This is a genomic window from Candidatus Thiodiazotropha endolucinida (assembly GCF_001715975.1).
In the GTDB taxonomy this organism is placed as follows: Bacteria; Pseudomonadota; Gammaproteobacteria; order Chromatiales; family Chromatiaceae; genus Thiodiazotropha; species Thiodiazotropha endolucinida.
Window position 1 is genome coordinate 25,318 of the sequence record NZ_MARB01000028.1, and the last position, 26,746, is coordinate 52,063.

At 52.1% G+C, this 26,746-nt stretch carries 24 protein-coding genes; 6 read left to right on the forward strand and 18 right to left on the reverse strand.

Going from position 1 to position 26,746, the window contains the following annotated elements; all coding sequences use genetic code 11:
• Window positions 1–95: 95 nt before the first annotated feature.
• Both CODIS_RS17950 and CODIS_RS17955 read right to left on the reverse strand, forming a co-directional pair.
• Entirely contained in the window at window positions 96–320 is a 225-nt protein-coding gene (locus CODIS_RS17950; protein WP_069127748.1) for a hypothetical protein, read from the reverse strand.
• 283 nt (window positions 321–603) lie between these two features.
• On the reverse strand, window positions 604–1,284 hold the full coding sequence (locus tag CODIS_RS17955; protein ID WP_069127751.1) for an Lcl domain-containing protein: 681 nt from the start codon (window positions 1,282–1,284) through the stop codon (window positions 604–606).
• 422 nt (window positions 1,285–1,706) lie between these two features.
• Here CODIS_RS17955 and CODIS_RS17960 point away from each other — a divergent pair, with 422 nt between their 5' ends.
• Window positions 1,707–2,591, forward strand: a complete 885-nt coding sequence (locus CODIS_RS17960; RefSeq protein ID WP_069127754.1) for a hypothetical protein — start codon at window positions 1,707–1,709, stop codon at window positions 2,589–2,591.
• Window positions 2,592–2,802: 211 nt separating this feature from the next.
• Here CODIS_RS17960 and rssA read toward each other — a convergent pair whose 3' ends face one another.
• The 3 genes from rssA to CODIS_RS17975 all read right to left on the reverse strand — a co-directional run bounded on the left by rssA (window position 2,803) and on the right by CODIS_RS17975 (window position 5,170).
• A complete protein-coding gene (rssA, locus tag CODIS_RS17965; RefSeq protein ID WP_069127757.1) occupies window positions 2,803–3,726 on the reverse strand; it encodes a patatin-like phospholipase RssA in 924 nt (307 codons plus the stop codon).
• A gap of 177 nt (window positions 3,727–3,903) precedes the next feature.
• A complete protein-coding gene (locus CODIS_RS17970) occupies window positions 3,904–4,584 on the reverse strand; it encodes an HAD family hydrolase (protein ID WP_069127760.1) in 681 nt (226 codons plus the stop codon).
• Between the two features lie 94 nt (window positions 4,585–4,678).
• On the reverse strand, window positions 4,679–5,170 hold the full coding sequence (locus tag CODIS_RS17975) for a class I SAM-dependent methyltransferase (RefSeq protein WP_162420280.1): 492 nt from the start codon (window positions 5,168–5,170) through the stop codon (window positions 4,679–4,681).
• Window positions 5,171–5,497: 327 nt separating this feature from the next.
• On the opposite strand from CODIS_RS17975, the gene CODIS_RS17980 reads away from it, so the two are divergent.
• Window positions 5,498–5,677, forward strand: a complete 180-nt coding sequence (locus CODIS_RS17980; RefSeq protein WP_069127768.1) for a hypothetical protein — start codon at window positions 5,498–5,500, stop codon at window positions 5,675–5,677.
• 50 nt (window positions 5,678–5,727) lie between these two features.
• Here CODIS_RS17980 and CODIS_RS17985 read toward each other — a convergent pair whose 3' ends face one another.
• Window positions 5,728–6,612 carry a general secretion pathway protein GspB gene (locus tag CODIS_RS17985; protein WP_083220886.1) on the reverse strand — a complete coding sequence of 295 codons (885 nt, stop codon included), beginning with the start codon at window positions 6,610–6,612 and terminating at the stop codon, window positions 5,728–5,730.
• Between the two features lies 1 nt (window position 6,613).
• Window positions 6,614–8,434, reverse strand: a complete 1,821-nt coding sequence (locus tag CODIS_RS17990; RefSeq protein WP_069127774.1) for an ExeA family protein — start codon at window positions 8,432–8,434, stop codon at window positions 6,614–6,616.
• A gap of 493 nt (window positions 8,435–8,927) precedes the next feature.
• Here CODIS_RS17990 and CODIS_RS17995 point away from each other — a divergent pair, with 493 nt between their 5' ends.
• Window positions 8,928–9,128 (forward strand): hypothetical protein, encoded by a 201-nt coding sequence (locus CODIS_RS17995; protein WP_069127781.1) that lies wholly within the window; start codon window positions 8,928–8,930, stop codon window positions 9,126–9,128.
• Between the two features lie 203 nt (window positions 9,129–9,331).
• Here CODIS_RS17995 and CODIS_RS18000 read toward each other — a convergent pair whose 3' ends face one another.
• The 6 genes from CODIS_RS18000 to CODIS_RS18020 all read right to left on the reverse strand — a co-directional run bounded on the left by CODIS_RS18000 (window position 9,332) and on the right by CODIS_RS18020 (window position 20,672).
• On the reverse strand, window positions 9,332–13,093 hold the full coding sequence (locus CODIS_RS18000) for a translocation/assembly module TamB domain-containing protein (protein ID WP_069127784.1): 3,762 nt from the start codon (window positions 13,091–13,093) through the stop codon (window positions 9,332–9,334).
• Entirely contained in the window at window positions 13,090–14,814 is a 1,725-nt protein-coding gene (locus CODIS_RS18005) for an autotransporter assembly complex protein TamA (RefSeq protein WP_069127788.1), read from the reverse strand. The genes CODIS_RS18000 and CODIS_RS18005 overlap by 4 nt, the downstream gene beginning before the upstream one ends.
• Before the next feature lie 333 nt (window positions 14,815–15,147).
• A complete protein-coding gene (locus CODIS_RS18010) occupies window positions 15,148–18,726 on the reverse strand; it encodes an EAL domain-containing protein (RefSeq protein ID WP_069127791.1) in 3,579 nt (1,192 codons plus the stop codon).
• A 293-nt stretch (window positions 18,727–19,019) separates the two neighbouring features.
• Window positions 19,020–19,436 carry a type II toxin-antitoxin system HipA family toxin gene (locus CODIS_RS21635; RefSeq protein ID WP_305782126.1) on the reverse strand — a complete coding sequence of 139 codons (417 nt, stop codon included), beginning with the start codon at window positions 19,434–19,436 and terminating at the stop codon, window positions 19,020–19,022.
• 10 nt (window positions 19,437–19,446) lie between these two features.
• Window positions 19,447–20,325, reverse strand: coding sequence for a type II toxin-antitoxin system HipA family toxin (locus CODIS_RS18015; protein ID WP_305782127.1), 879 nt, complete (start codon window positions 20,323–20,325; stop codon window positions 19,447–19,449).
• Complete coding sequence (locus tag CODIS_RS18020; protein WP_069127795.1) at window positions 20,325–20,672, reverse strand: helix-turn-helix domain-containing protein; 348 nt, start codon at window positions 20,670–20,672, stop codon at window positions 20,325–20,327. Before CODIS_RS18020 ends, CODIS_RS18015 begins: the two co-directional genes overlap by 1 nt.
• Window positions 20,673–20,939: 267 nt before the next feature.
• Here CODIS_RS18020 and CODIS_RS18025 point away from each other — a divergent pair, with 267 nt between their 5' ends.
• The gene (locus CODIS_RS18025; RefSeq protein ID WP_069127797.1) at window positions 20,940–21,935 is read left to right on the forward strand and encodes an amidohydrolase family protein; all 996 of its coding nucleotides are present in this window, start codon (window positions 20,940–20,942) and stop codon (window positions 21,933–21,935) included.
• Window positions 21,936–21,975: 40 nt separating this feature from the next.
• On the opposite strand, the gene CODIS_RS18030 is transcribed toward CODIS_RS18025, so the two are convergent.
• The 3 genes from CODIS_RS18030 to CODIS_RS18040 form a co-directional block, all read right to left on the reverse strand.
• On the reverse strand, window positions 21,976–22,575 hold the full coding sequence (locus tag CODIS_RS18030; RefSeq protein ID WP_069127801.1) for a MarC family protein: 600 nt from the start codon (window positions 22,573–22,575) through the stop codon (window positions 21,976–21,978).
• Between the two features lie 644 nt (window positions 22,576–23,219).
• Window positions 23,220–24,047, reverse strand: a complete 828-nt coding sequence (locus CODIS_RS18035; RefSeq protein ID WP_235615274.1) for a DUF4437 domain-containing protein — start codon at window positions 24,045–24,047, stop codon at window positions 23,220–23,222.
• Between the two features lie 159 nt (window positions 24,048–24,206).
• Complete coding sequence (locus tag CODIS_RS18040; RefSeq protein WP_069127808.1) at window positions 24,207–24,674, reverse strand: hypothetical protein; 468 nt, start codon at window positions 24,672–24,674, stop codon at window positions 24,207–24,209.
• A gap of 461 nt (window positions 24,675–25,135) precedes the next feature.
• Between CODIS_RS18040 and CODIS_RS18045 the strand changes: the two genes are divergently transcribed.
• A complete protein-coding gene (locus tag CODIS_RS18045) occupies window positions 25,136–25,375 on the forward strand; it encodes a type II toxin-antitoxin system ParD family antitoxin (protein WP_069127812.1) in 240 nt (79 codons plus the stop codon).
• Complete coding sequence (locus tag CODIS_RS18050; RefSeq protein ID WP_069127814.1) at window positions 25,375–25,677, forward strand: type II toxin-antitoxin system RelE/ParE family toxin; 303 nt, start codon at window positions 25,375–25,377, stop codon at window positions 25,675–25,677. Before CODIS_RS18045 ends, CODIS_RS18050 begins: the two co-directional genes overlap by 1 nt.
• Before the next feature lie 69 nt (window positions 25,678–25,746).
• Here the strand turns inward: CODIS_RS18050 and CODIS_RS18055 are convergent, their stop codons facing one another.
• Together CODIS_RS18055 and CODIS_RS18060 are read right to left on the reverse strand one after the other, a co-directional pair.
• Window positions 25,747–26,151 carry a hypothetical protein gene (locus tag CODIS_RS18055; protein ID WP_069127817.1) on the reverse strand — a complete coding sequence of 135 codons (405 nt, stop codon included), beginning with the start codon at window positions 26,149–26,151 and terminating at the stop codon, window positions 25,747–25,749.
• 95 nt (window positions 26,152–26,246) lie between these two features.
• Complete coding sequence (locus CODIS_RS18060) at window positions 26,247–26,621, reverse strand: hypothetical protein (RefSeq protein WP_069127819.1); 375 nt, start codon at window positions 26,619–26,621, stop codon at window positions 26,247–26,249.
• Window positions 26,622–26,746: the final 125 nt, after the last annotated feature.

Sequence of the window (26,746 nt, forward strand, 5' to 3'; positions counted from 1 at the left end):
CTATTTGAGAATCCAAAGCATATCATTCCTGTTTTACTGTATCTTATTGTTTTACAGAAAAAACTCAGTCACAGAAGAGATTCTTCAGGCAAAAATCACCTATTCCCCGCCTCCCTTTTCAGAACTATATTCCTGATAAGGTTCGATGCATGCTCTAACTGCCTGACAGGTTTCCATAGCCGTTCAGGGCGTGTTTCATGGATGGCAAGCAGATCATCAGCAGTGACCCAGCTGAGGTCGCGTCGCTTATTGAATCTACCCACCGAATCATCCCGCCACTTACGATTCAACAACTCGACATCCCGGCAAGGAAATTCCATACAGAAGAGACCTATGGTAAACCATAGTTCATGGCCTGAAATTTTGTATGATTTTCAGGTAAAGGAGCGGGCCCTAAGGTCGGCTGAAGATCTTCTTCAATCCTGATCAGACTCAGACATGAGATAATCTTTGGATCGAATCAAGCCTGTTATCAGACGACGCAGTCACCTGATAACGGATGGACAATGGAAAGGCTGAAAAGTGGTGAATATATCAGGGCAGAGACTTTAACCGGATCCCACTGCCCAAACGACACAGTCCATGTAGTTAACCACCAAATGTTTAATGCTTTAACATAGACTTCCTGCGGCCCACAATTGCCAACAAGCCTGTCATCATCAGGAGTAATACACTTGGCTCAGGAACATTCACATTCGGTTGTTGTTCAGTTTCCGTCAGCACATCGCCATCTCTCACGGCCCAGATCCGCTGTTCATCCCAAATCGAATTGATTTCCTGAGAACCAAAGTGAAAATGGAGATACCATGCCTGATCAGAAAAATCGCTCAGAGTGCCGGACCAATACCCACGGTAAGCCAGATTGATGAAAGGATTATTGTTGGAAGATTCAGGTACAGGGTCAAACCTGTTATGTGAATAGTTGGGTGCGTAACCAAGATTGATATAGTACATATAAGCCAGTTCACTGCTCAATCCCGCTGTATCATATCCGAGTGAAGCTGGATCATTGATTGTCGTCGGTAAACGCCAATCATCCCAGACAACACCGCGGACACTGTCTTCGTACTGCAAACCATCTACCCAGCTGACAGCATCCAGCCAGCTCATTCTCGCATAAGGGGCTACACCGGAAGTCATTGCATAGGAAGCATCCTGCAGCCAGGTCACATCCAATACATCATCGTAGATTAACCCAGCTCCTCTATCGATCAGGGTTGCATTGACGCTCCCGGAAAAGGGCAGAAGCAAGAGGAGCATACAGAGGATATTCGTTTTTTTCATAGTCTGTGAAATCCGGCATTACCTAAAAATTCCATCTATATATACAAAATTTATGCCATTAATATATTGTCTTTCAATAACAATCACTTAAATATTTGTGAAATTGATTCCCGAGACAATTGTAAAGAAGCTCGACAGATAGATGCCGAGTTGCATCGCATGATCTTTGAGTATTTGGCGCCAACCCGCTTGCCCAGGTCTCTCATCTGCTGTCGTCGTTCAAAGCTATCCAATCCAACCCGGAACGACTGCAGCACCTGCTGATGTTCCTGCACTTTATTCATTGCCATCAAGTACCGCATCGGGCCGGAGTTGAATCGGGATTATCTTAACTTTGCCAATGAATTTAAAGTCGCTTTTTAACCAATAAGTCAACAACTGTTACTTGCCGAATTAACCGTCACTATCCAAACTCATCATATATGTACATTGAAACATACAGCCGCCGCCTACTCTCACCCTTTCACGGATTGCAACAGGTCATCACCGTGGAGGGCGGTATTGCCGAAAGCATGAATGGCTGGGACTGGAAACTCTATGTGGCCGATGAAAGCATTGTCAGCCATACGGGTCTTTCGGAAATCGTTTACGGCAGTTGGAATCCCGCCCGGGGACTCAGTCGCTCCCGGATCCGCGGCGCCATGCCATCCTGTCTGATCGAACAGATTGGCGATCAATTGCTTAATGCGGTCGAAGATCTTGCTGAAGAGATACCCTTCCCGAGCATGGATACTTATGAACTCTGGTTGCTTGACGAGCAGAGAGGTCAGCCTCTTGCCCTACTCGATAGCGCACTCGCCGACGATACCCGCACACCCTATGACAATCCCGCCTGGTACCCCGGAGGCCAGGCCGGAAGAAAATTCAATTCTGATTCAGGCGATGCTGAAGCACTCGCCTGCCTGATCAAAAATACAGCCGGTAAACAATCCACCGCCATATGGATCAAGCGAAAATGTGACGGCTCAGGCAAAGATCACATTGGCAACCACTATCCCGACACACTCTTTCCCGCACTATTACTCCGTGATTACTGGGAAGACTCAAACCACCAACAACTGGTCTCTGATTTTCTGAAATGGCAGGCGCCACGGCTATTGCAACTGCCACTCTGTGCGGAGACTCGAACACAATTGGAGACAGCGGCCTGGGATCGCCCCCTGGAAACCAGTCGTGTCTATCGGCTTTTTCCTGAAATAATCGATGAACAGGGCTTGACTACCACGCGCGTCAAAGCCCGTATTATGCGGGACAAGCCTGAGGCACAGGATCTCAACGAGCCGTTTTATCCGTTCGTCAATGAATAGAAACGACACCCAGGATTTGTCTTTCTTAAGTTAGATGACCCGGGGCCTGTTAACACCAATCCAATCGTCTCTGCCGGTACTGTTTTTCGTCCGTCAAGACAGTATGAGCGGAAGATAACACCGCAGACGAAAATTACCCCGCCATCCGCGTTGCGCCCCGAAGGAAGCGCCCTTGGGGTACGCCTGAACATGCGCCAAACAGCCCAATCAGTCAGTTGTTGAAAAGCTGTTCCAAAGCCGGACGCATACGCCGAATCTCTTTTAGGCCTTCATCAATAGCCATTTCGGCCTCATCAAATTCCATCAGTCCCAATCTCGATAAACGAGGAGTGAGAATGACATCTGGTGGATCGCCTGCCATGCGACTTCGGGTTATTCTGTCCTGCATAATATTGATTGAGCTTGCCAGCACTTCGTAAAGCCCGGGAACATTCCTGTTTTTACCCAATAGATGACTCATTAATTCCTGCTTCCGTGCATACAGGCTATTCATCATCTGGCCTGTGATTCGTCCCCAAAGATCGTCCTCTCTGACTTCGGCCGGTTTATCGTCGTTCATGTCGTTTTGGCGCAGGTGTTTGCCGAGTATGTCACCATTCAGATTGACAGCGATCACTATGTCCGCACCCATTGCCCGGCAGAGTGAAACAGGTACCGGATTCGCCAGTCCGCCATCCACCAACCAACGCCCCTCGTGCCGCAAGGGTGTAAACAGACCGGGCAGACTTATGGATGCCCTTACCGCCTCCATCACAGGGCCTTCACGAAACCAGATCTCACGACCTGTCTCAAGGTCCGTCGCAACTACCCCAAGCTGTCGTTTCAAGCTTTCGAACTCCAGATTCTTGACATACTCACTGATGAAGTCGGTCAGCCTGTCCCCTTGAATCAACCCTCCGCCCAACAGGGTGGGATCGAGAAATCGAATGATCTCTTTCCAAGTCAACGAACAGGCCCAGGCCTGAAGAAGATCCACTTTATCTGCGGCATAGGCAGCCCCCACCAACGCGCCGATGGAGCTTCCACTAACAATATCGGGTTCTATACCCATTTCAGCGAGACCGTTGATGATCCCGATATGCGCCCAGCCGCGTGCCGCACCGCTACCAAGGACTAAACCGATTTTCATTTCCATTCGACAGCCATCCCGCACTATTTACGCACTACACCCCCTCGCACCACGATAAAACTGAGTATACAGCAGACCACGGAGTTTATAGTACGGTTACCCAATCAGCTCGCAATCCGTGACAGTGTGAGTATCCACGACACACCAGCCGCTGCACATATCCGAACAAACAACTAAGCAGATTCAGGATAGATCCAAAGCATGTAGAATACGTTGCTTCAGTTCATGCGGCTGGCGCGATATCAATGCTGCTGGAACACCGATTTTCTTTGTCAGACGTCGATAGCTTTCAAATCCGAAAGAGACCATAAAGGGGTGAATCCCGGTACCGACAGCAGCCATATAGTCGCACTTTTCATCGCCTGTGGCGTAAGCACGGGCAGGATTCACCTTCAAACTCTCACGAATGGTCTGGAAGGCTGTGAGTTTCTGCTTTCTCAATGGCAGGTGAATGAGAAAATCGAGACCCGAATCATCAATTCCATTACGCCGATAGAGCTTGCGCAGTGTCTTCTCTGGCTCATTGGTGATATTGCGGGTTATCATTCCCACCCTGAGATCAGGTTGCATGATTAACCTGTTGATCAACCACCCCATGCCGTCAAACAACCGAGCCTGTTCTCGATAGATTTCGGTAAGGGTATTGATCAATGCACTCCGCTGTTTTTCCTTCAGCTGTTTACGTAGATTTATCGGCATCTCCTTCAGACCACCGATATACTTAAAAATCTTGCGGCGATCCTGAAAGCGCTCGATGTCACCAATATTCATATTGTGTACTTTAAACGCCATATTGATCGCCTTAAAGGCATCAACCGTGGTGCCATCCGCATCGAGTATAATGAGCCGGTGGGAATCAAACATGAGTGGGTTGAGTCACTGCTTTTAACTGACAGATGTGAATTTGGAGCACCTATTTAACCCTCCAATGTGACCGATTTATGACATCGGCTCAGACTTAGCAGAAAACCACCTCTGCATGCGTCCCTAAACGACCGATCCGGTTTGCCTTCAGGCAACGACACTCTGTCCAAGCATCGATGATATTCCTCTCCGCTCTTCGGTGGGTATCATCCATGAGAATGACACAGTCCTCGGAGAGGTGTTCCAGCATCGTCGGAAGCAGGCCGTAACGCCCACCGGGATTGCTGCTCGGCGGTCCGTCACAAATCACCAAGGAAATCTGATCCGTCACCAGGTTATGCGGAATCCGATACCAACGGTATCCCTCATAATCGACCAACGGCGCATGGAGCAGCGTAACATGGGAAAACTCGAGATGATCGAGGATCTTGCGCAGGTAGTCATACCAGGTTTTATTGTGCTCCAAGACGATAAACTGGCGTTCGGCCTTTCCGGTCAGCGCACCTATCAGTAAAGTTGTGGCACCGGAACCGCACTCGAGAATGACCCCCTCGGATCGAACGGCATATCCCCCTACATGCCGCAAATAAGATAATCCTGCGGCATATCCGAGGTTTCCCCATGACAGTACGAGTAGCAGGACATCGAAGACACATGGTGGCTTATTTAGTGGTTTATCGCGAAACCTGTTACAGACCTTTGACAGCAGTGCGCCCCTAATGGGCAGTAATCTCTCTCTCAACCAGTTCATTTTATTGAAATAACCACAAAACTTATTCTGTAAAAAGATCTTAACCGAATGTTGTTACATTAATATTGCATAAATGCACCTTAGGATTGCCCACCGATGCTTGCTCGAACCTGATAACGGGCCCTAATCCAACGATGCGACACCCATGAGGAAGGAGACAACATGATCGATTGGGAACATCTAGACAGGCAAGAACAGCTCAAGCTCCGCGAGGCCTTCGGCCATCACCTTGATACACTGCCTCCCAGCTGCTCACTTGATATGAAGATTGCCAGATTTCAGGAGTGGTTGAGCCTGAAGGACATACAATACAAAGATCATGAAAAAGATATTAACCGCTGATGACGCCAATTGACGCATCGATATGGCTAGGGAACGTCAGTGACTAGGGCCTAGTACTTCTCTCGCAGCAGCCGAACCAGGCCGTTTCCATAGTCGACAACGATACCGTCTCTGTCGATCGTGTGCAGTCGATAGCCTTTAGCATCAAGGGTATCGCCCTCACCGTAGCGTCGCATGTTTATGATGACAAAACGTTCCGACGGTATCTCATGGTAGACATGAATCGTAGTCCTGAGCTGCTCCAACTCTTCCCGTAAACCCTGATCCAATTCCCAAATCAATGGGATCTGTTGTTGATCAGTCTGCGCAGCATCCGCTGCATCGTTTACTGTCGATTCAACCGAAGCGATTCGACCCTCATCCACCTCAGGCATTGTTGCAACCTGTTCCGACTGTTCAGCATAAGTAACTTCTTCGGCTATGGGCGCAGGTAGAGGGGCAGGTATTTTTCGCTCGACGACAGGCGGGATCGGCAATTGTCCGGACGCCTGTTCCTCTGGCACAGATTCAGACATCTTCGGTATCATCCGCTGCTGCTTTTCGCTCACAATTGCCTCAGAAATCAAGGGTCGCTGATTCGGTCGGCTGCTGCTGCGGATCCGCTCGGCCGTCAGTTCATCCTTCGGCACTGTCGGCTTGTTTTGTCTCGCTGTTTCTGTACCACCATCGCGCTCTGCTGGAGGGGTTGCTTGGGGTCGTATCACCGGGTTTGTCATCGGTTCGGCATTGGCAGGCGTCTCAGGTTTGCTCGCTCCGTCATCAAACAGAAACCAGAATGCGGCAAAGATCGATATCAGCAATACAACCAGCAACAGCAACCTGCGGAAAAAGGTTTTATTCTCATCGAAAACCGGCATCGACTCCGGCAGGATGTCGGTTTTGCCCGGCATCCTCTCCTGCGAAGCCCTTTCCAATGCATCAAGAATGGAAGACATGTCAGCCCCCCGTCCGGCGCAACACAGGCTTGGTGGAATCAACCACGCTACCGTTCAATTGAATCAATGTCTGCTTACCGACAATACCGTCCGCCAATAACCCCTGGGAGCGCTGAAAACGCATCACCCGCTGCTGTGTCTGCAAGTCGAACTTGGCATTCAATGGATCAAAACCGGTCTCGATCCCCTCGATACGGTCAAGCATGGATTTCAACCACGCCACATCCTTACCGATATGTCCAATAGTCAAGCTCTCGCTACTGAGTTTGGGTGGCCGCCATAAAATAATGTAGCTGCCGGTCCAGAGCTGATCGATCTCTTCGCGTGAGAAATTGAAACGGCGGCCGTTGAGATCGAGGGTAACATCGTCATCCGTCAGTGCGGTAGCAACCACATTGTAACGTTGCCCGTCTGCCATGATCAGCTCCAGCACCGCAGGCCGATTGTAGTAGGCCAGATTCTCCCACGAGCCACGACCATAGATACAGCTCAACCCAACCTCTTGCGCCTTGTCGCAGGATGAGCGCGACTCACCCTCAGTGGGATAGACGCTCTGCCAATAACCAAACAGCGTGACAAAAGCGCTGTTTTCATTGCCCAACATAGCACCCAATCCAGTCTGATCATCATCCACCCTCGCCACTTCCTTATCGGCGACTCCCGTCGAAGCCACCTCTTCCAGCGAGCCTGAAGCAGCATTTGTATCGGTCAGAACCACATACGGCTGGGGCGCTTTCGCCGTTTCCGATGGTGAGGCCGTATCCAAAGAAGTCAGCGTGGGGCTTTCGGCCGCCACCGCTGAATTAACCGGCTGCTGCTGAGCGGTCGTCATAGCTGGCTGCTCGGGCAGGTTTCTCTCCACCGGCGGGTTGCCGGTCTGAGCCTCGGTTGACGAGAGGGATGGGATTAGGCGAGACAGTTGCTCATCATTCCACACAAGCAGCACTGCCAGGGTAAATCCAAGCAACGCAACTAAACCCCAGGACCAAGCGAGCTGGCGACGCGAACTCTCGCCCTGGCCGCTTAATTCCTGGTACACCCGTTTTATCATCCCCCCCGTCACCTGCTTGGCATGATTGCCATAGGCCATCAACATACCCCGATGACAGAGGATATTGATAACCCTGGGAACACCCCCGCTATAGCGATAGATGTATCGCAATGCGCCGGCGTTGAACAGGGGATGCTGTGCACCAGCCACCTTGAGGCGATGCAGGACATAGGCACCGGTCTCGGATTTGGAGAGTGGTGTGAGGTGATAACGTGCCGTCACCCGTTGAGCCAGCTGACGCAGCCTCTCCTGTTGCAACAAGCTCCTCAGTTCGGGCTGACCCACAAGAATGATCTGCAGCAGTTTATGCTTCTGCGTCTCGAGATTGGTAAGCAACCGAATCTGCTCGAGGGACTCGTAGCTGAGGTTCTGCGCCTCATCGATGATAACCACCGTCCTACGGCCTTGACTGTGACTCTCCAGCAGAAATGCATTCAGAAAATCGACGATCTCCTTGATGCTGTTACAGCCGATGGGGTAGAGGATATGAAGCTCATCGCAGATTGCCGCCACCAGTTCCAGCGGTGTCAGGCGAGGATTGAAGATAAACGCCACATCGACCGCACGGGGCAGTTCAGCCAACAGTTTGCGGCAGAGCAGGGTCTTTCCTGTACCGACGCCGCCGGTAAGTTGCAGAAAACCGCCACCCTCGGTAACGCCGTACAATAGATGGGCGAAACCATTGCGATGCCTCTCGCTCAGAAAGAGATACTTCGGATCCGGGGTAATGGAAAAGGGATCCTCAGTTAGTCCGAAATAGTTCTGATACATAATGGCAGGTAGATTCTCTTGCTACTTCCCTGGAGTTTAGTCACACCCAATCAACCTTGCATGCCCCGGATGGCGGCGGATATCCAGCGTTCATCGGAGCTATACCTAAACACTTCCATAGGGTTTTCGGCAAGCGAAATGAGAGTTGAATCTCAATTTGAGAAATTAGTGATTATTTTTTCCATTTTTGTAGAAAGAAGATAAAGAAAAATCAATTAACGGCTGTCAGTAAGAATAAATAATCTCAGGAAATTGCCGACTAAATATTTGAGTTGAAAGGTTTACTGCACATTTTTAGATATCCGCCCTGATACCGTTCGAGGCGTGCATATGAGGCATGAAAATCTACCTTCGGGAGCAAAATAGTTAATTTATCACAAATAATATAGGTAATTTATCACACATTTTAACTAATTATCTTCAAGATTGACTTGTAATATATTGATATTTTGCTAATTTCTTTATGTACAAATGACCCATTGAGTTTACGACCATGACCGGCTTATACAAGACTCGCACCTGCAGAGAATGCCCCCATCAAATCATCAACGGGATCGCCTGCGATTGGCAACCCCATGAATGTCCGATCCAGATTGAGAAGAGACAGAATAGAAAGGCCTCCAAGACCAAGGCCTTCTTCTTGACCAATCTGCTGATCGCGGATGATTTTGACGCGGTCCGTAGCAGCAACTAGGCCATATAGCGGTTGAACATCAAACGGGTCATCGCTGCCCGATACGGATTCAGTGCAAACAAAAAAGGGATGTCGTGGCGCGCCTCCTGTTGCGTGGCCGCATGGAACCTGCCATATAAAATCACTGTTGAGCCGGGAATAACAGGGCCTGGCAACACTTATCCGTTTGCCACTGTTGTGACTGGTGTCCGGCAAAACCGACCTCAACGATCGAAGGTATAGAAAAAATCACCCGACTGGGTACGACCTGTTTCCGCTTCCAGCTGCCAGCGGTCCGTCAGATCATAACGCATACGAACCTTTGTCTCGCCAGTCGCCAATTCGTTGACATACTGCACATAGAGTCGAGGCGACAGATAGGTGCCTGCCACCAGGGCGGCCTCCTCCAGGGAGCTACCCGTCTCCACGCGCAACTCTTCCAGGCCCAATTGCCGTCCCAATTCCGAGGCGATATTACTGGCGCCGCTTGCCTGCATCATCGCAAGCATACCTGCGGTCTTACCCGATGACTCGCCGGCCGGCCGACCGGTGACGATGTAGGAAAGGATGTCGGTTTCCGACATGGAGGGGGTTGAGTAGAGCTTGAGATGGGGCTTTTTCAAGGTACCGGTAATGCGCATCCCCGCTGTGATCTCATCGACCTCCCTGGCGGCACGCACGTCGAGACCGGGATTATCCACAGGGGAATCGGCAAACAGGGCGTATCCCCGCTCGATATTCAAATCCTGTCCGTAGGCTTGGTAGACACCCTCGGAAATACCCAGGCGCCCGCGGCCGATCACCGGACGTCCCGGCTCATCGATGATCATCAGGCCGCCGGTAAGCTTGCCCCGAAGCCCGAGCCCGTCGAAACTGACCCGCTTACCAAGACTCAGCCGCACCTTTGCGTGCAACGGGGTATCCGGTTGCGCCTGTTGCGCCTCGTCACCACCGACAACCACCAGGTCGGAACTTTCGGAGACCGCCGTCTCCGGCAGTGCACGCGGTCTGATCCTGGCGTAGGGCAGGTGGACCTTGCCTTCCAGTACACTTTTTTGGGCATTGTGCTCAAAGCTTAGATTGGGTGATAGCCTGACTTCAGCCTCAGGGATATTCACCACCAACCAATCCTTTCCTTCAATCTTGTATTTCGAGGGATAACCGTTGTCGGCATCCATTCGCGTGGAGCCTTCAAGCGCTAAACGCCCCTTGCCCGAACGTACACTGCCCGCCAGGGAGATTGTCTCCAGGTCGGGTGTCTGCATACTCATCTCCATATCACGCAACTCAATGCCCAACACGGGAATATCGATAGCGCCCTGGGTCAGCTTTGCATCGCCGTCTATCCGAGGTTCGCTCAAACTGCCACCCAATGTCATATCGACCGATAACTCACCTCGACTGTTTTGCAACTGGGGTGAGAAGGCAGTGAGCATGGCCAGATTCTGGACGCCACCTTTGATCCTGCCTTGCAGGGATTGTTGATCCGGTTTCAGGTCGGTCAGATCTATCCCCGGCAACTGCAGACTCATGGCAAACCCACCCAATTGCTGCAGCGGCAGATTGATGTCGGCGTCAAGCCCCTTCCGGTCAATGACCGCCTTTGCCCCACTATCGGAAAAATCCACCTCCTCCCGGGTGGCGCCGAGGGCGAAATCAAGCTTGCCCGCGGGAATTTGCAGCTCGGCCGCTCCGGTCATACGCCCACTTGCTTCGGTGCTGAGTTCTGCCTGCAGGGCAGCCTTCCCCACTATCCGTGTCTCAACCGGCAAAAGGGGTTGCAGCAGTCTCAAAGGTAGTTGTTTGGCCTGCAGCTTTGTCTTCCAGCCGCCGGCTTGTTGATTGAAGCTGGCACAAAGCCTCGCTTCGCCTGACACCAGGCAGAAGGGTTCCACATCCTGCTCGGAGGCCGCCAGTCGATAGGCCAAGGCCGATTCCAGTTCCCACTCACCCACTTCAGGCGATGACAGTCGGAGCCTTTGCAGGCTACCCTGCAATCTCTGCTCCTCATGCAATCCTGACACGCCCTCAAGCGACAGCTGAGGCACCTGCTCACCTACCAGGTCGATCTGCAGACGATGTTTCGGAATATGCCCTTGCAGAGCGATATCGAGTGATTTCCACTGTCTGCCGAACGCACTCAATTCTTGCGAATGCAGTGATAAGGCCACACGCTGTTCACCCGCCATCTCAAGCGCCACTTCACCATTCATTTGCCCGACCCGGTATGCCTCCAGGCTTAGCTCACCAGCCTCGATATCTGCCTTCAAACTGGGTGCCTGCAGGGTACCGCCCAGATCACCCTTCGCCCGCAGCGCACCTGACAGCCCGGGCCAAAGGGAGGCCAACTCCGGGGCGTCCACCGACCAATTCAGGGCAAGCCGGTCTGCCAGGCTACCGTCGACAGCTATCCGATTGCTGCCCGAGAGCAACTCCAGCGCATGTACTGTCAGAGCATCCTGCTTGAGTGTCAGGCGCCCCTTCCCATTCAAGGAATAATCCCGCAGTAACCCCGAGAGGCTGTTGAGATTTAATTCCGCATCGGCTCCGCCCTCCTCCATCGACCCTTGGGTATCGAGATCGAACGCCAGATTACCGGGAAACATGGGGTGGACCAGTGCGGGGTCGACACCGTCTCCCGTCAGACCCAACTGCCAGGAAAGCGTGGGACTCCAGATCAGCTTGCCGCTACCTTCGATCTTACCTTGCTGCAATTCAATCGACAGCTTGTCGAGATCAACCTGTTCCAGCGTCCCGCTCCCGATCGCATCGAACTGCAGCGTTCCCACCTCCGGCCTGGATGCCTGCATCGCCAATTGATACACATAGGCATCGAGCCCCCCCTGTAGTTGCAGAGTGCCGCTATCGCTGCCGATATCCACCTTCTCCCCAATCAGGGGCCAGCGCAACCCCCGCCACTGCAGATCGGCAGAGAGTTCGCCACCCTGCGGATGGTATTCCCCCTTTGCCGTGAGATCCAAACCTTGCCCATTGCTGATGCGCAGATCCCCGATACGGATGGCACCCTGATTGTAATCCGCATGGAGTTCAGTAACGATCTCTCCGATCCGGGATTCCACAAGCTCCAGATCGGCATCGAGATCGATCGCTTCGAAACTCCCCTGGGCGCTCAACTGCCCTTTTAATGACGCCGGAAAGTCCGGGATAAACCCACCCAGTTCACCCTGTTTCAATTTCAACACGGCGTTCCACTCGGGCCTACCCTGCAGATCCGACAGCAGTGCCTGCAACTCTCCTTCAAAGGGTGGCGCCAGTCGCTGTGTGATTTCGATCCGCTGCAGATCCCCGCTCACCCGCCCTTCGCCAGCCAACCTGGGACCCTCTTCCAGGGTATGGGCCCATGAGAGGTCGATGGTCATCGGCAGCGGTGCATCCAATCCCAGGGATCCCTGCAGCGAGAGCCGGGATGAAAATGCCTCGGCATCGAATTGAGTGATTGCCAGGCGATCTGCTTCTGTGGCAGCGGAGAGGTTGAGTTTATCGATCCGGACGGGATCGCCACGCTCTCCCTGAACAAGTTCGAATCCTTCGGACGAGAAACGGGAGAGTGTTACGGCAAGGGGCAGCTTCACACCTTGAAAGGATCCGTCACCGGCTTTATCGTCAGGCTTTTCACTTGCGGGAAGCCGCAGACGGGTTTCCACCAAAGACAACTCGGAAACCTCCAGCCGCAAACCCAGTAGCTGTGAGGGGCGCCAATCCAGGTAGAGCCGTTCACACCGAAACGCCAAACCGTCCGCCTGCTGATAGCTCAAGCCGGTCAACTCCAGGGGCCCTGCCAGACGACCGTGCAAGATATCGACCTGGAGATCGCCCGGTACCAGCCGCTGGGCCAGATAGAAGCTGCGCCTGCTCCCGTCATGGGTGAATACGAAATAATAGACAATCGCCGATAACAGCAACAGGATCAGCAGAATGGAGAGGGTGACGTAGGTGGCAACCCGTTTCATCGTCTCACCGGTCATAGCTCCGGCCCCACGACGATATGCAGGCGCCATTGCCGATCATCATCGACCCTGCCGTGGGCGATGTCGATCCTGACCGGGCCGACCGGCGAGTGCCAGCGGGCACCGAAGCCGAGGCCATAGGCCGCATCCGAATCATAATCGGGATCAAAGGCGTTTCCCGCATCCAAAAACAGCGCCCCGCTCCACTTGCCGCTGATGCGACGCTCCAGCTCGACACTGCCGACGGCAAAGTAGCGCCCACCGATAACCTCATCATTCTGATCCCTCGGTCCCAGGTCCTGATAACCGAATCCGCGTACTGTATTATCGCCCCCGGCGAAGAAGCGCTTACTGGGCGGCAGCTCCGTCAGCTCATCGGCCCAGGTCGCCCCCAGCTCCAGTCGATTCAGCACCCGCCAGTCACCCTCACCGAAACCACGGATAAACTTCACCGCGCTATAGAGCTGAAAAAAATCGGTGGTTGAAAGTAGCGATTCCGACGCCCCTTCAAGACGAAACTCCAATCTGTTGCCGCGTTGGATATAAGCCTTGCCGTCGCTCTTTATTCGCAGCCAGGTGATGCTGGGCACCAATAGACGCGAGCTGTCTTCCTGCTCGCCCACCTCGAAATCCTCGTAGCTGTACTCCAATCCCAGACTGCGACGCCAGCCCCGGCCCAGGCTCACCGAATGAACGGCACTGAGCAGCGCCCGGTTGCCACTATTGGTATCCGAATCGAAGTGCTCCAGAGAGGCGCCGAAGCTGATAAAATCCACCGTCGGACGCTGCAGCGGCACGATATATTCTGTGCTGATTGTGCTGAGCGGTTTCGAGATCTGCAGTTCACTCCGCATCCGATGGCCGTTGCGTCCCCGTCGGCGATTCTTCCAGTCCAGGGTCAACCGCGGCCCCATATCGGTGGAATAGCCCAAACCGATACGGTAACGGTTACGTTTGTTGGGTTTCAGATTGATATCGATCGGAACCCTGTCGCCTTCTCGCTGATCACGCCGGGTCACCACCTCAACCTGCTTGAAATACTCGCTATCGATAAGGTCGCTCTGCAGCTTCAGCAGCGTCTCCTGACTGAAGGGATCCCCTGCATTGAAAGGGACAAAGCGGGCGAGGTAATCGGGATTCAAGATATCCTGGTGCATCCTCACATCCCCAAATCGCAGCCGCTTCCCACTATCCAGATGGAGTTGTATCGATGCGCTATAACTCTGCAGATCCACTTGCAGCTGATGTTGTATGTAGCGCGCATCCAGGTAACCGCTCTCGATGATCTCGGCCAACATCCGCTGCTTGGACTGCTCGTAACGAGTTTGATCCAACACCTCGCCAACCGACATGGGAAAGGTCTTCGTCAATTGAGGATCATCAGCACCATCACCGATTAATTGAAAATTCACATCGCCCAATTTGACCGGTGGCCCCGGCTCTACATGATATGACAACGTGAATCCCTGTTCGTCGCCAACCATGGATGCTGTAACAGTCGGTTTAAAGTAACCGAAAGGGCGTAATGCAGCCTCTATCTCCGCCTCGGCCTTGTCATGCAGCAGACGTAACCGCGCAGCGTTCAGGGATTCACGCTGTCGCTCCCGTTCCACGGAGAGATAAGCGAGCACATTCTCCTTCAGTTTTGTCTCCAATCCATCGACTTTGATCGCCACGTCAAGGGCGTAGAGAGGTATTGGGCACAACACCCAGACTAAAATGATAATTAACTGCCGCATATAACCGCTGACACATGTCCTGTGGATCGCCCGATCGAAGCCATTGGGGTAAAAGCCTGTGTAAATAGATTATTCCGGATCGCAATCATTCCTTTTATACAATACACGACCCGCTTGCGAATACTGCCAAGACTCTTGTTAGAAACCAATCAGATTCAGAAAGTTACTATAGAATCAAAACATTTGTGACTGTTTTTCGACAAAAGTTACCCACCCTGCCGATAGCCGCAACCGCGGAAACGGGGTATGGAGGATCACTCACTGCTCAAGATTCGAGATGGTTGCAGTAGGCTGGGATGCAGGGGCAAGCGATCATCCGCGCGATCAGGTTCATTACCCAACCTGCTCAACCGGTAATTGCCGGGATGTCATGAGCAGGTAGGTCATCTTATCCACAGTCAGCGGGTGACAAAAGTAGTAGCCTTGCGCTTCACTGCATCCCTCGCCAATGAGAAACCTCTTCTGTTCCTCACTCTCGACCCCCTCTGCCAGAACCTGAAGATTGAGGCTGTTACCCAGGGCTATGATTGCGCGGGTGATGGCGACATCCTCCTGATCATGCGGTACATCCCTGATAAATGACTGATCGATTTTCAATCGCGTCAGAGGAAAACGTTTCAGGTAGGTCAATGACGAGTAGCCGGTGCCGAAATCATCGATTGCGAGTTCGATCCCCAAATCCCTGACCTGCTGCAGGATTGAGACCGCCTTCTCCGGGTCTTTCATCAGAAATCCCTCAGTCACCTCAAACTCCAGCCACTCGGGTCGACAACCTGTCTCGGCAAGTATGGATTGCAACGATGTCAGCAGTTCCCTGCTACTCACCTGTTTTCCCGATAGATTGATCGCTATTCGTCCCGGGCGAATCCCCTGCCGATCCCACTCCGCCATCTGCTTGCAGGCAATTCGCATCACCTGCTCACCCAGGGGTATGATCAGGCCCGTATCCTCGGCCAAAGAAATAAAACGGGAGGGTAGAACAGTGCCCATCTCCGGATGCAGCCAGCGCACCAGCACCTCGACACCGATAATATTCCCGCTCCGGGTATCGACCTGGGGTTGATAGCAGACGGCCAATTCGTTCTGACCCAGGGCACGACGCAGACTGGCTTCGAGAAAGATCCGCTCGAAGGCCTGTTCCGTCATATCTTCGGTATAGTACTGGAAGGTATTCTTGCCCTCGTCCTTGGCCTTGTACATAGCGGCATCCGCATTTCTCAGCATGGTTTCGGCACTTTTGCCATCCTGCGGATAGACGCTGATACCGATACTCGTGGTGAGATACAGCTGATGATGATCCACCTCGATCGGCAACTCGAGTGAATGAATGATCTGCTGTGCCATCTTTGCCGCATGTTGCGGCCTGTTCAATCCCTCGAGGATGAAAGTAAACTCGTCCCCGCCGAGACGGGCAATGGTATCGTCTTCACGCACGCTCTGTTTGAAACGCTCGGATACGAGTTTCAGCACCCTATCGCCAAACGCATGCCCAAGACTGTCATTGATCTCCTTGAATCTGTCCAGATCGACAAACAGTACAGCCATCTGCAGCCCTGTACGCTTCGCTTTACTGATCGCCTGTTTGAGGCGCAACAGAAATAGTGACCGATTGGGCAGGTTGGTGAGGGAATCGTGATGAGCGATATGCTGCAGATCGTCCTTTTGTTGTTTGACCTCTTCAAGCAGATCCAGGTGTTCGGTGATATCCCTGGCCACTTCAATGACGGCACGCAGACTGCCGTCGGGGTTTAGCAGGGGTGATGCGACCACTTCGACCTTACTGACGGACGCCGGATCCATCGATTGAGGCCGTGTCAAGATCGCTGTAGCCTGCTTGCCCGTCTGTAACACCTGGTGGACGGGACAATCCTGTATCAGGTTACCCTCCGATGGCGCCGATACAAAGGGAAGGTCGAAATAGTGGGTCATCTTGCCGGGATCAGCTTGAAACTCCTTGAGATGCGATTTCACACTCTGATTCATCAACTGAATCCGCAACTCCCGGTCGATCACCATAACCGAGTCACCGATATTATCGATGACCCTCTGCAGGAATTCCCGCTCCTCCATGATCTGTTGCTCCATCTGCAGACGATCGGTCACGTCATGCGTCAATCCCAGATGCTCAACCACTTTTCCATCCGCATCCGTTATCGGGACAGCATGGGTTTCCAACCACGCCTTGCGGCCCTTGAGCCCTGTAATACTGAATGTCAGGACACCCCTTTGGCCACTGAATACCTGACTGTTCAACCTTTTGAACGCCTCACGATAGGGTGCGTCCACCACCTCATTGAGCGTCGCCTCGGAAAGCTGTGACAAACCCTCGGCCTCGAGCATCTCCAACCCTGCCGGATTGATACTGAGCAATTCGGCACGCTTATCGAGGGTACTGACGCAGGCCGGCTCCGCATCGATGAGACGACGAAGGTTCTGCTCACTGCTACGCAATTCCGCCTCCATGCGCTTTCGCTCGGTTATATCTTCCACGAAGGCGATCGCGGCCTTCACAGTGCCGTCCTTGCCCCGCAGGGTCACTGCACTGAAATGGGTCGGAATGTTATGCCCGTCCTTGTGCCGCAGCTCTATGTCATAGCTGCGGCGCTCGGTGGTACCGATCTTGGATGTCTGCTCGATAAAGACTTCTCTATTCATCGCATCGACGAACTCAAGTGGCGTCTTACCCAACATCTCATTCTTGCTATACCCCAACAGGGCCATCAGACGCTTGTTGACATCCACGGTTTTACGCGAGGGGTCGATCAGCCACATCCCCTCCGGCGCGGCATCGAAAACCGTCCGGTAGTGATGAGAGCTCTCGATCAACGCACCGGTTCTGATCCGAACCAATCGCCGCATATGCGCTATTACCGCCAACAGGGACAACACCATGACACCGATCACACAGAACAGGAGCAGCATGAAGTGCCTGTTCAGCCACACCAGCCAACCGGGCAGGCGTCGATAATCCTCATACAGCATGCCGTCGATCTGGCTATTGGGTCCAATAAACCCCAGTCCCACAAAGATCGACTTGATGTGCTCCCATCGTTCCGGATTCATATAGCCGAGTTCCACAAACAATGGTTGAATCAGCTCTTGTGACATCGTTGCTTCAAAAAGCAGATGCTCTCGGGTCATCTTCTGGGTGTTGTACTTCCGCAGTATCAGATCAACCATCTCCTCAACATGATTCAGGGCATAAGACCATCCCTTCAGCGTGGCAAGCCGGAACGCCTCGACGTGATCAGGCCAGGCTTCCAGCTCCGACTCAGTGGTCACCAGAACATCACCGTAAAAATCGATGCCGTAGTCCTTCGGCATGATGTAGTGAGGCTCGACACCCGCCTGTCGCAACAGAAAGCCCTGGTCAGTCACGTAGGCGTTGAAGGCGTCCGTCTCACCCCGTATAAGAGACTTGGCATCGAAGTTGGTGTCGAGTCGATAAAACTCAGTTGCCTCCAGGCCACCCTGCTCCAGCATCGCATGCAAGGCGGCATCCTGCACACCCTCACCCAGCATGATGCGTTTACCCTCAAGCTCGGAGACACTATTTATACCGGAGTCGGCCCTCACCAAGAGAGCATAGGGGCTATGTTGATAGATCGCCGCCAGGGCGACGATGGGATATCCCTGGGCACGCTTGATCAACGCATTCGCACTGGACACGACAAACTGGGCGTCACCCTCCAGCATGACATCGATGGGTGAACGGTCGCCGCTGTGCTCGCGTATCTGGACATCGAGTCCCGCCTCTCGATAGAAGCCCTTTTCGAGGGCCGCATAGTAACCGGCAAATTGGAACTGGTGCTTCCATTTCAGCTGCAATACCACCGGCTCTAGTTGTTCACTGACTTTTATTCCTTCCGCGCCAGCGCCCGTATTAAGCAACAGGAGCACAAGGGGCAGCACCCAGCAACAGATCCTCAACCTTGCCTCAATCACACTGACAGATGATTTGCACATAGACCACACAACAAACAGACGACCCTTCCCGCAGCCTTAACAACAGCCAATCAAGCACTATCTAAATGTAACTGGCAGCTAATTTAATGGAGCTGAAAATCAGGACAACTCGAATTGACATGTACAATGCGATATCGGCAGATAACCAACGGGCTTTAACAAACAAACGTCAGTGAACAGACCACCAGGGCCTGTCAACACTCACCCTGTCGTCACTGCTCCGCATGACTGCCCACCCATCAAGACAGATCCAATCGCAGGGCGTTTTGAATCTGTCTGCGCATCGGCACCGGAACACCCGCCTGTTCGGCGAATCGGCTCCAGTTTGAAACGGTACTGAGCACTTCCGCGACAATCGCCTCCGCACGGCCCCGCTTCATCGAGGCCGATTTGGCACAGGCCCTGAAATCATCCAACACAAAACTGTCCCGCTTGCCATTTAGGGTCATCTGATGAGTCGCTGTCCATAGTCCGTCAGGATTGAAACTGTAGGTCATGTCGAAGGCCGGCGATAGCGTCCAGCCACCCGATTTATCCATCAAAAAGGCGATGTTCTTCACATGGTCGTCCTGATTGCGGCCGATGATATTGAAGGCCATGCGGCGAAACTGCTCTTCCACCGCCTGCATCGGCAGGCCCAGCTGGCGTATCACCATCAATGCCTGTTCATAAACTGTAGGCGCCGGCGGTATTGAAATCGTAATGGGCGATGGCGCACAACGACTGCATGTGCAGTTTTTCGCCCCCATCCAGGCGGTCAAACCGCTTGGTCATGAAGTGGCGTCGCCCCCCCTCTTCAAACAGCCTGGATTCGTTGATATCGATACCGCACGCCCCTGCCATCAAGTAGTAGGCATACTCGACGGCACCGTAGCCTTGGGGATCCTCCAGCTCCTTATCCCGGTTGCCGCTGACACCGTCGAATTTCAATAACCAGTATTCGAATCCCTCACCGGCAGTCACCTGACCGGAGCGGACCTCATTCGTCTCCCGATTCCAGGCGATCACCGCCTTTGCCCGCGCCCCACCGGCAGAGGTGCCGACACGCAGGATATCGCTGAGAGCCTCCTGTTTGTCGGCATCCGCAAGCGAGTGTTGCAACGCCTGCCGCTGGCCGAGTACCAGCGACGCCAACTCAACCAATCTGTCAATCTCTATTTGGCTGGCATGGCGGGCCCCGGGACCGATCGCCGGTACATACTCAAGCGCCCCCATGCCGCGTCGGCCGGTGTAACAGAGACGCTCCACCGCATTGAAGCTGTGGCTTGGCCTGCCCTGGGAGACCAGCCAGGCGTCGATCAGCAGATTGCCGAACCTGTCCGGCAGTGAATCCGCCAGCAGACCCGGCAGGCCGTGAAATGTCTCCCGGGGGAGTTGCGGAAAGCTGTAGAGACGCTTGGACAAAGGCATCATCATCGGCGCGACTTCGATGCCGCTGCGGGCGAAGGCCGGATCGTATTCAAACAGCGCTGTCGACTCGCCATCCGCCAACGAAACCGCGCCTATGGTACGTCCCCATAGGCGAACCTCGGCAACCGTGGCCATCACTCATCACCCCAACGCCAAGGCTTCTCCTTGTCGGCCTTTTCGCGGGGGGTGGAAGCCCGTCTGCGTACCTTGCCCTTTCGCTTCAGGAGATCCATCGGCCGCTGCGCCTGCTCCGGAAACAGCAGCTCCAGCCCGGGCAGCAACCCCAATACCCGCAACAGGCTGATCATGCTCGACATCTGCGCCGAGGCGCCCGCCTCAATCCGCTCCACGGTCCGCTTGGCGACACCCGCCTGCTCGGCCAGTACCGCCTGGGTCATCTGCAACGCGAGACGGCGTTGCAGGATACGCTGACCTATCTCTGTCAGGATCGCCTCATCTGATACTAAATCTGATATCTTCATATTCGCCATTAATTACGAAATAAATGATCAATAGTCATATATATCGTAAATTATAGCGATAACCCAACCTTTTTATTGACTCTTGATCTGCAAATATGGCGAATTATTGTAAATAATTAATTTAATTCGCAATATATGGCGATTTATGACTCCAATATATTACCTTGTACTGAAATCCATTGACTGAACTCCGGCCCGGGACCTTTGAACAATCCGCTCAGCCAACGAAACCTCGTCAATAACTGACTCGCAGGGTAGGCTTGAGTAATGCGAACGATCGATATACACACCCATCTGCTCAACCCGGAGGTTGCCTTCGATCGGCCTTTCGACAGAGTCGCCGTACATCTCTTTGCCCGCAGACTGGGCGTCGAGCCACGCGCCTTGAAACAGCAACCCTACCAGACCTATATCGAAGCCATGGCCAAGGCGGTCGGTGAATCCGACTCCGTGGAAAAGACCTGTCTGTTTGGTGTCGACGCCCGGTTCGATGAAAAGGGCAGAGAGGTCGATCGGGACAAAACCGTGTGCGCCATGAGCGAGGATGTGTTGGCCGTTGCCGCTGAATATCCGGACTGCTTCATCCCTTTTCTGTCGGTCAACCCAATGCGGCCGGGCGCCCTCGATCTGCTCGACGAATATGCGGAGAAAGGCTGCCGCGGCGCCAAGTTTCTGCAGAACTACTGGGGTATCGATCTGAACAGTGAACGCCTGATCCCCTACTACGAAAAACTGAAGCAGCATAAACTGCCGTTGATCGTCCATATCGGCAGCGAATACACCATCCAATCCCACCCAGGCTATGAACGCATCGAGATGCTTGATCTCCCGCTGGCTTGCGGAGTGACCGTGATCGCCGCCCATATGGGGTTGGGCCGAGTCGAACACAGAGTTTGCGCCTGGCGTAACCTGAGCAAAGCGCCACGTCACTTCGACCGCGACTATTTCAAACTGTTGGCGATGCTGACCCAGTATCAGAATCTCTACGCCGATATCTCCGCAATCCTGGTTCCACTCCGCGCCAGGGCCTTGCGTCACCTCTCCGAACAGAAACAGGTGCATGAAAAGATTCTGTTCGGTACCGATTATCCGGTCCCGTTTACCGTACGGCACAACAGTTTTGACCTGGATGGCCCAACCCGCCGGCGGATTGCACAGATTGCGAACCCCTTCGACCGCTACGCCGCCGTAATCCTCGAATACTTCCCGGACGGGAGCCCCATCTACCGTAACCATCAAAAGCTATTGCCTGCAGAACAATGAGCGGACCGGCCTACTGAACACGATAGCCCAGTGAGTAAGCCTAGAGTGTTGCAACAAAGTCTCTGATACCGTCCAGCAACATCTGGGTGGCGAGAATAACCAGGATCATCCCCATCAATCGCTCCAGGGCCAATGAACCGCGGGTACCGATGACATCCAGCAACTTTGACGAGCCAAGCAACAGTATCGTCGTGCCCAGCCAGGCCAGGAAGAGCGCGACGACCCACTCCAGGATACGGCCGGGTTGACTCGAACTGAGCAGCAACAGCACTGCGATCGTCGAGGGACCGGCGATCAACGGTACCGCGAGAGGTACGATGAACGGCTCCTCATCCATTGCCTCGTCGCCATGATCCGGCCTGCTCGGAAAGATCATCCGTAGCGAAATGATAAACAACAAAACGCCACCCGCGATATGGAGCGATGGCTGTGTAAGCCCCAGGAACGCCAGCAGGATATCACCGACAAACAGGGTACCGAGCAGCACGAAAAAAGCGATGATCAACTCACGTGCCACCACTTTTGTGCGGCGTGACCGGTCGAGTTTGGATAGCACCGCATTGAAGACGGGTACGTTACCCAGCGGATCCATAATCAGGAACAGGGTGACTGCCACAGATGCTATGTCGTACCAGTTCATTCCTAGCCTAGCTGTTGACTACTTAGGGCCTGTTAACACTAATCCAATCGGCTCTGTTGCGTCTGAAAAAGCGCCAATCAAGGCGCGAGGAGAGAGGTTTGGTTGTTCCAAATGAACGACGAGTAACGCCGAGTGGCGCTTTTTCAGGCGCACCCCAAGGACACTTCCTTCGGGGCGCAACCCGAAGGGCTGGGACTGTTTTTCCGCCCAGCGGTGTTATCATTCGCTCATTTAGCACGGCTAAACCTCGCTCATTCTGCCTTGCTGGGCAAAAAAACAGCCCCAGCAGAGCCGATTGGATTAGTGTTAACAGGCCCTAATTGTTTCTTACTACCCACATTACTTGATCAGTGAATCAGCTTCCATGATAGGCAGTTGCACAGTTTTATCTACAGTCTCATCGATAGATAAGCGCCATGCCCGGCAAACACATCTCCACAAGTCATGCGGACCTTTATTACGGAAAATAACCGAATCGTATTACCGGAATCTCTTTCGCAATGACAAACAATCAAAATTCTGGGCTCGCCGCAAATAACCGGCAGGTTGAGGAGCGCAGCGATGAAATCCGCTCGAGTTAATTTGCCTTAATACGCGCCGATCTACCCTTGACCACTCTCTGCATGACAGTAGAGCAATCTCCCTTAATTTGGCGTGACGTCGTACTTGCCATTCGTGCGTATGTAAATGACGCTCTCCTCTCCGACGTTAGACGAGACTTGATGGGTCGACGTTCCCTTCGAACTAAAATAACTGCCCGGCTCCAAGGCCTTAACTTCTGTTTCACTCACTTGGTACCGTGGTTGACCTTTGATTACTACAGCACGGAAGGTTGAGCCGTCGCTTTCTATTATTCCAACAAATCCAGCCGGCAGCCTGAGAAAGGTTCCGTTAGACTCACCTTCCTGACGGTTACCCCAAAGATAGGCTACCTTTGGTCCGTTGTAAGCGGCCGGCATTCCGGGAGGATCGACCCAAACAATATTCGATGCGTCCACGTTGATCGGTCTTTCTCCACTATCAAACGCCTTCTCTGTAGGCAGGACGAGATAGGGTCCTTTATCAATTTCGACGAGCGCCACATTGGTACTACCCTTGGCTGCGGTAATGTGCACTTCTCCTTTCGGCTGGGTCCAAAAAGATCCGGCGGGCATCCACATCGCAGATGCAGTAGGGTCATCGTTGTGAATACCGCCACTTATGACGACTGCGCGGTAAGTGATATTGTGAATATGAGGTGGGGACGAGAAGCCATCCACAAACTTGACGAGGAAGCCTGTCGGCACAGCGCTTTTGCGATCGCCCCAAAGCGTACCAGCCTTCGGGCTCTTGTCGCCGCGAGCGGGGTTTAACTGCTCCCACTTGACTTCGGACGCCAAGATAACCTCGTTGACTGGTTCGGCTGCGACCTGCATGCTAGAGCAGACAGCGATTACGGTACATGCAAGTGTGAGTGATGGAAACGTTCTCATACTCCTTATACTCCTCATCTTTACTCTCTGATTATTTGTAACCGCTACAGAGTTAAACTTTAAAAACATAACGTCGTGAAAAATTGGAAAACAATAGAGGTCAGCCTTTTGTGGGTCCGATTTGAATAACCTTGTTTCACGATGATTACTGGAGTCAAATCACTCGAATGGTGAATAGGATAGTTCGATATTTTTGATCCATACCTTTCCACGACCCTCTACTGCAAGATTGAGCTTAATGAGATCAGGCTGTTGCCCGCGCTTTAGATAGAAAGAGACTTCGTATGATGCCCAATCGTTCGTCCCTTTCAGTGCTTTCTGTAATCCTTTAGAAAAGAATTCTCCCCTGCCCGGTATTCGACACCACATCTCCAGGAAGCTTTGACCGTGAACTTCTTTCGATTTCAAGTCTGCTCGATAAGTCAACATACAATTTTCAATATCTGAAATCTCTATTTCAAACAGGCTAATCGATTGAGATTCGCCGACATCGACCAACCATCCTCCTTCGCTTGAAACAACCACCTCCTGTGTAATGGTCTTTTCTGACCCATCAAAGCGTTTGATAACCTTGGGCGGTCCGGCGGGTTTGGGTGAACTTAATATGTTCTTTATCCACTTTAACATTTGACTGTTCTCCTTTTTCGTATAAACAATCAATTTTTGGTCAGGTTGAAGCCAAGGCCCCAGTCCCGAAGTGGCGAAAATAACGCCTTATTATGCGTTAAAGATACTATTTCTTGTAATCACCAAAAAACCACATCAACGCTTCCAATACACCAGATATAGATGCTGCTACAAATACAAATGTACTGAAATATTAAGGAGGCGCGTGAAATAACACCATCCAAAAACCCCAAAGCAATCCAGCTACTAAACCAACAGATACTGCTAAAAATATACCGTAAGCAATTCTATTTAGAAGAGTCGCTCTATCTTGATTTGAACGCTGCTTATGCATAACGTTGCGAGAACGGGCTGCCGGAGCGTAACTTAGGCTGTCCCAGTGAACGATAGCGAACGAGATTGACCGCCTTGTTATACCCAACTATAGTACCAAATATTGGTACCTGCTTGGAGCTAGGCACATGAGCAAGAATACTAGTATTACTCTCGGCGAGCATTTTGATACTTTTATTACTAACCAATTGAATTCAGGACGCTTTTCTTCTGCAAGTGAAGTGGTACGCGCTGGATTGCGCTTGCTTGAGGAAGAGGAAACAAAGCTCGTAACACTGCGCAATATGCTGCATGAAGGGGAATCGAGTGAATTTGTAAAATACTCCCTTGAAGGTTTGATATCTGAAATTGATAACGAATCTCGTTGATGTCCACCTTCAAATTTAAGGCTAAAGCCAAGGATGATTTGAAGGCTATTGCTATTTTTACCCAAAAGCGCTGGGGAAGAGACCAACGCAATAAGTACCTGAAGCAATTTGATGATTCTTTTACTCAACTTGCCGATAACCCTCAACTTGGGCAAGCTTGCGAATATATTCGACCAGGATATAGGAAGTTTCCGATAATTAGCCACGTAATCTATTACCGAATCACCAATAAAGATTGTATTGAGGTAATTCGCATTCTTCATAAACACATGGATGTGTCAGTAGATCATTTAAAGGCATAACGACCGAGTTTTGGGGCGGTCGGCGTTAGCCGGACGTCCGAGCCCCGAAGGGGTGAAAAAAACGATTTGTTAAACATGGACTCTCCTTGACATAAAATAACTAGATTCAGAATGATGCCATTCATAAAATGCAGTATGTGTTTTCCAACAATATCCGAGTGTGTCGTAACAAGCAGCTAAGCATTCGTCTAGGATATAAGACATTTGAAATTTCTGCTCATCCCAATCAGGATTTTCTGACATAACATAAACACGGCCACCCATTCCGAGTTTTTTGTACTGCTTTACCAAATTTTCAGCTGTTCTTTCACCACCACTGAACTCAGCAATAAATCGTTCATCAAATATGCCAGGATCATTGATGGCATCAATTACTTTGCTTCGTTTTCCTGACTCTATGAACCCAATCAGCCTTTTTCTTTTTGCTTTATTTACGAAGAGATTGATTATCTCGAGTTCTATTTCTTTAGTCATAATCTATTTTAATGCTTAACGCCAAGCATATGGGGCGACTCGCCGCACAGCGGTGAGACGTCCCAGTAAGCTGAAGACGAACGACATGATGCTTGTTAGGCATTCAGCCACTCCGCTTGTGACGACTCGAACTGTTCTGCCATTTCCCCAAGATACTTTGCTACTTTTTTTGAATCATTTGGCTGAAATTTTTGATTTACTTGTAGTTTTGTGAACAATCTAGCTCTTTGAATATTGTTTTTCACAGCCCACGGGACCGGCGTATAGTCAGTTCCTTCGACTGGGATGAATACTTCGACTAATGGCGCAGAGCCTACTTCAAAAGATATTGAAACCGTATCTGCGTTCCTTTCGTACTCAAAAAACACCTCTCTGCCGTAGTCCTTTCGTACTGGCTTTCCAAAGCCATACTTCGTCTCAAGGAAACCAAAAGCCTTTTCGATGTTCCGTGCCAACTCTTCGCGTTCCATTTCTGTGCCTAACGCCCCGGCTCACAGGAGAGCGAGCGAATGGACTTCTGGACTTCCCCCGAAATAATGGATACCACATTTTTCAAGCCTGCATAGCCTCGAATTCAACAGGCGACCTATATCCT

Bases quoted from the DNA above. Each gene is read 5' to 3' on its own strand.
- CODIS_RS17950 (WP_069127748.1), bottom strand. From the start codon at position 320: ATGGAATTTCCTTGCCGGGATGTCGAGTTGTTGAATCGTAAGTGGCGG.
- CODIS_RS17955 (WP_069127751.1), bottom strand. From the start codon at position 1,284: ATGAAAAAAACGAATATCCTCTGTATGCTCCTCTTGCTTCTGCCCTTT.
- CODIS_RS17960 (WP_069127754.1), top strand. From the start codon at position 1,707: ATGTACATTGAAACATACAGCCGCCGCCTACTCTCACCCTTTCACGGA.
- rssA (WP_069127757.1), bottom strand. From the start codon at position 3,726: ATGGAAATGAAAATCGGTTTAGTCCTTGGTAGCGGTGCGGCACGCGGC.
- CODIS_RS17970 (WP_069127760.1), bottom strand. From the start codon at position 4,584: ATGTTTGATTCCCACCGGCTCATTATACTCGATGCGGATGGCACCACG.
- CODIS_RS17980 (WP_069127768.1), top strand. From the start codon at position 5,498: ATGATCGATTGGGAACATCTAGACAGGCAAGAACAGCTCAAGCTCCGC.
- CODIS_RS17985 (WP_083220886.1), bottom strand. From the start codon at position 6,612: ATGTCTTCCATTCTTGATGCATTGGAAAGGGCTTCGCAGGAGAGGATG.
- CODIS_RS17990 (WP_069127774.1), bottom strand. From the start codon at position 8,434: ATGTATCAGAACTATTTCGGACTAACTGAGGATCCCTTTTCCATTACC.
- CODIS_RS17995 (WP_069127781.1), top strand. From the start codon at position 8,928: ATGACCGGCTTATACAAGACTCGCACCTGCAGAGAATGCCCCCATCAA.
- CODIS_RS18000 (WP_069127784.1), bottom strand. From the start codon at position 13,093: ATGACCGGTGAGACGATGAAACGGGTTGCCACCTACGTCACCCTCTCC.
- CODIS_RS18005 (WP_069127788.1), bottom strand. From the start codon at position 14,814: ATGCGGCAGTTAATTATCATTTTAGTCTGGGTGTTGTGCCCAATACCT.
- CODIS_RS21635 (WP_305782126.1), bottom strand. From the start codon at position 19,436: ATGGTGATACGCCAGCTGGGCCTGCCGATGCAGGCGGTGGAAGAGCAG.
- CODIS_RS18015 (WP_305782127.1), bottom strand. From the start codon at position 20,325: ATGGCCACGGTTGCCGAGGTTCGCCTATGGGGACGTACCATAGGCGCG.
- CODIS_RS18020 (WP_069127795.1), bottom strand. From the start codon at position 20,672: ATGAAGATATCAGATTTAGTATCAGATGAGGCGATCCTGACAGAGATA.
- CODIS_RS18025 (WP_069127797.1), top strand. From the start codon at position 20,940: ATGCGAACGATCGATATACACACCCATCTGCTCAACCCGGAGGTTGCC.
- CODIS_RS18030 (WP_069127801.1), bottom strand. From the start codon at position 22,575: ATGAACTGGTACGACATAGCATCTGTGGCAGTCACCCTGTTCCTGATT.
- CODIS_RS18035 (WP_235615274.1), bottom strand. From the start codon at position 24,047: ATGAGAACGTTTCCATCACTCACACTTGCATGTACCGTAATCGCTGTC.
- CODIS_RS18040 (WP_069127808.1), bottom strand. From the start codon at position 24,674: ATGTTAAAGTGGATAAAGAACATATTAAGTTCACCCAAACCCGCCGGA.
- CODIS_RS18045 (WP_069127812.1), top strand. From the start codon at position 25,136: ATGAGCAAGAATACTAGTATTACTCTCGGCGAGCATTTTGATACTTTT.
- CODIS_RS18050 (WP_069127814.1), top strand. From the start codon at position 25,375: ATGTCCACCTTCAAATTTAAGGCTAAAGCCAAGGATGATTTGAAGGCT.
- CODIS_RS18055 (WP_069127817.1), bottom strand. From the start codon at position 26,151: ATGACTAAAGAAATAGAACTCGAGATAATCAATCTCTTCGTAAATAAA.
- CODIS_RS18060 (WP_069127819.1), bottom strand. From the start codon at position 26,621: ATGGAACGCGAAGAGTTGGCACGGAACATCGAAAAGGCTTTTGGTTTC.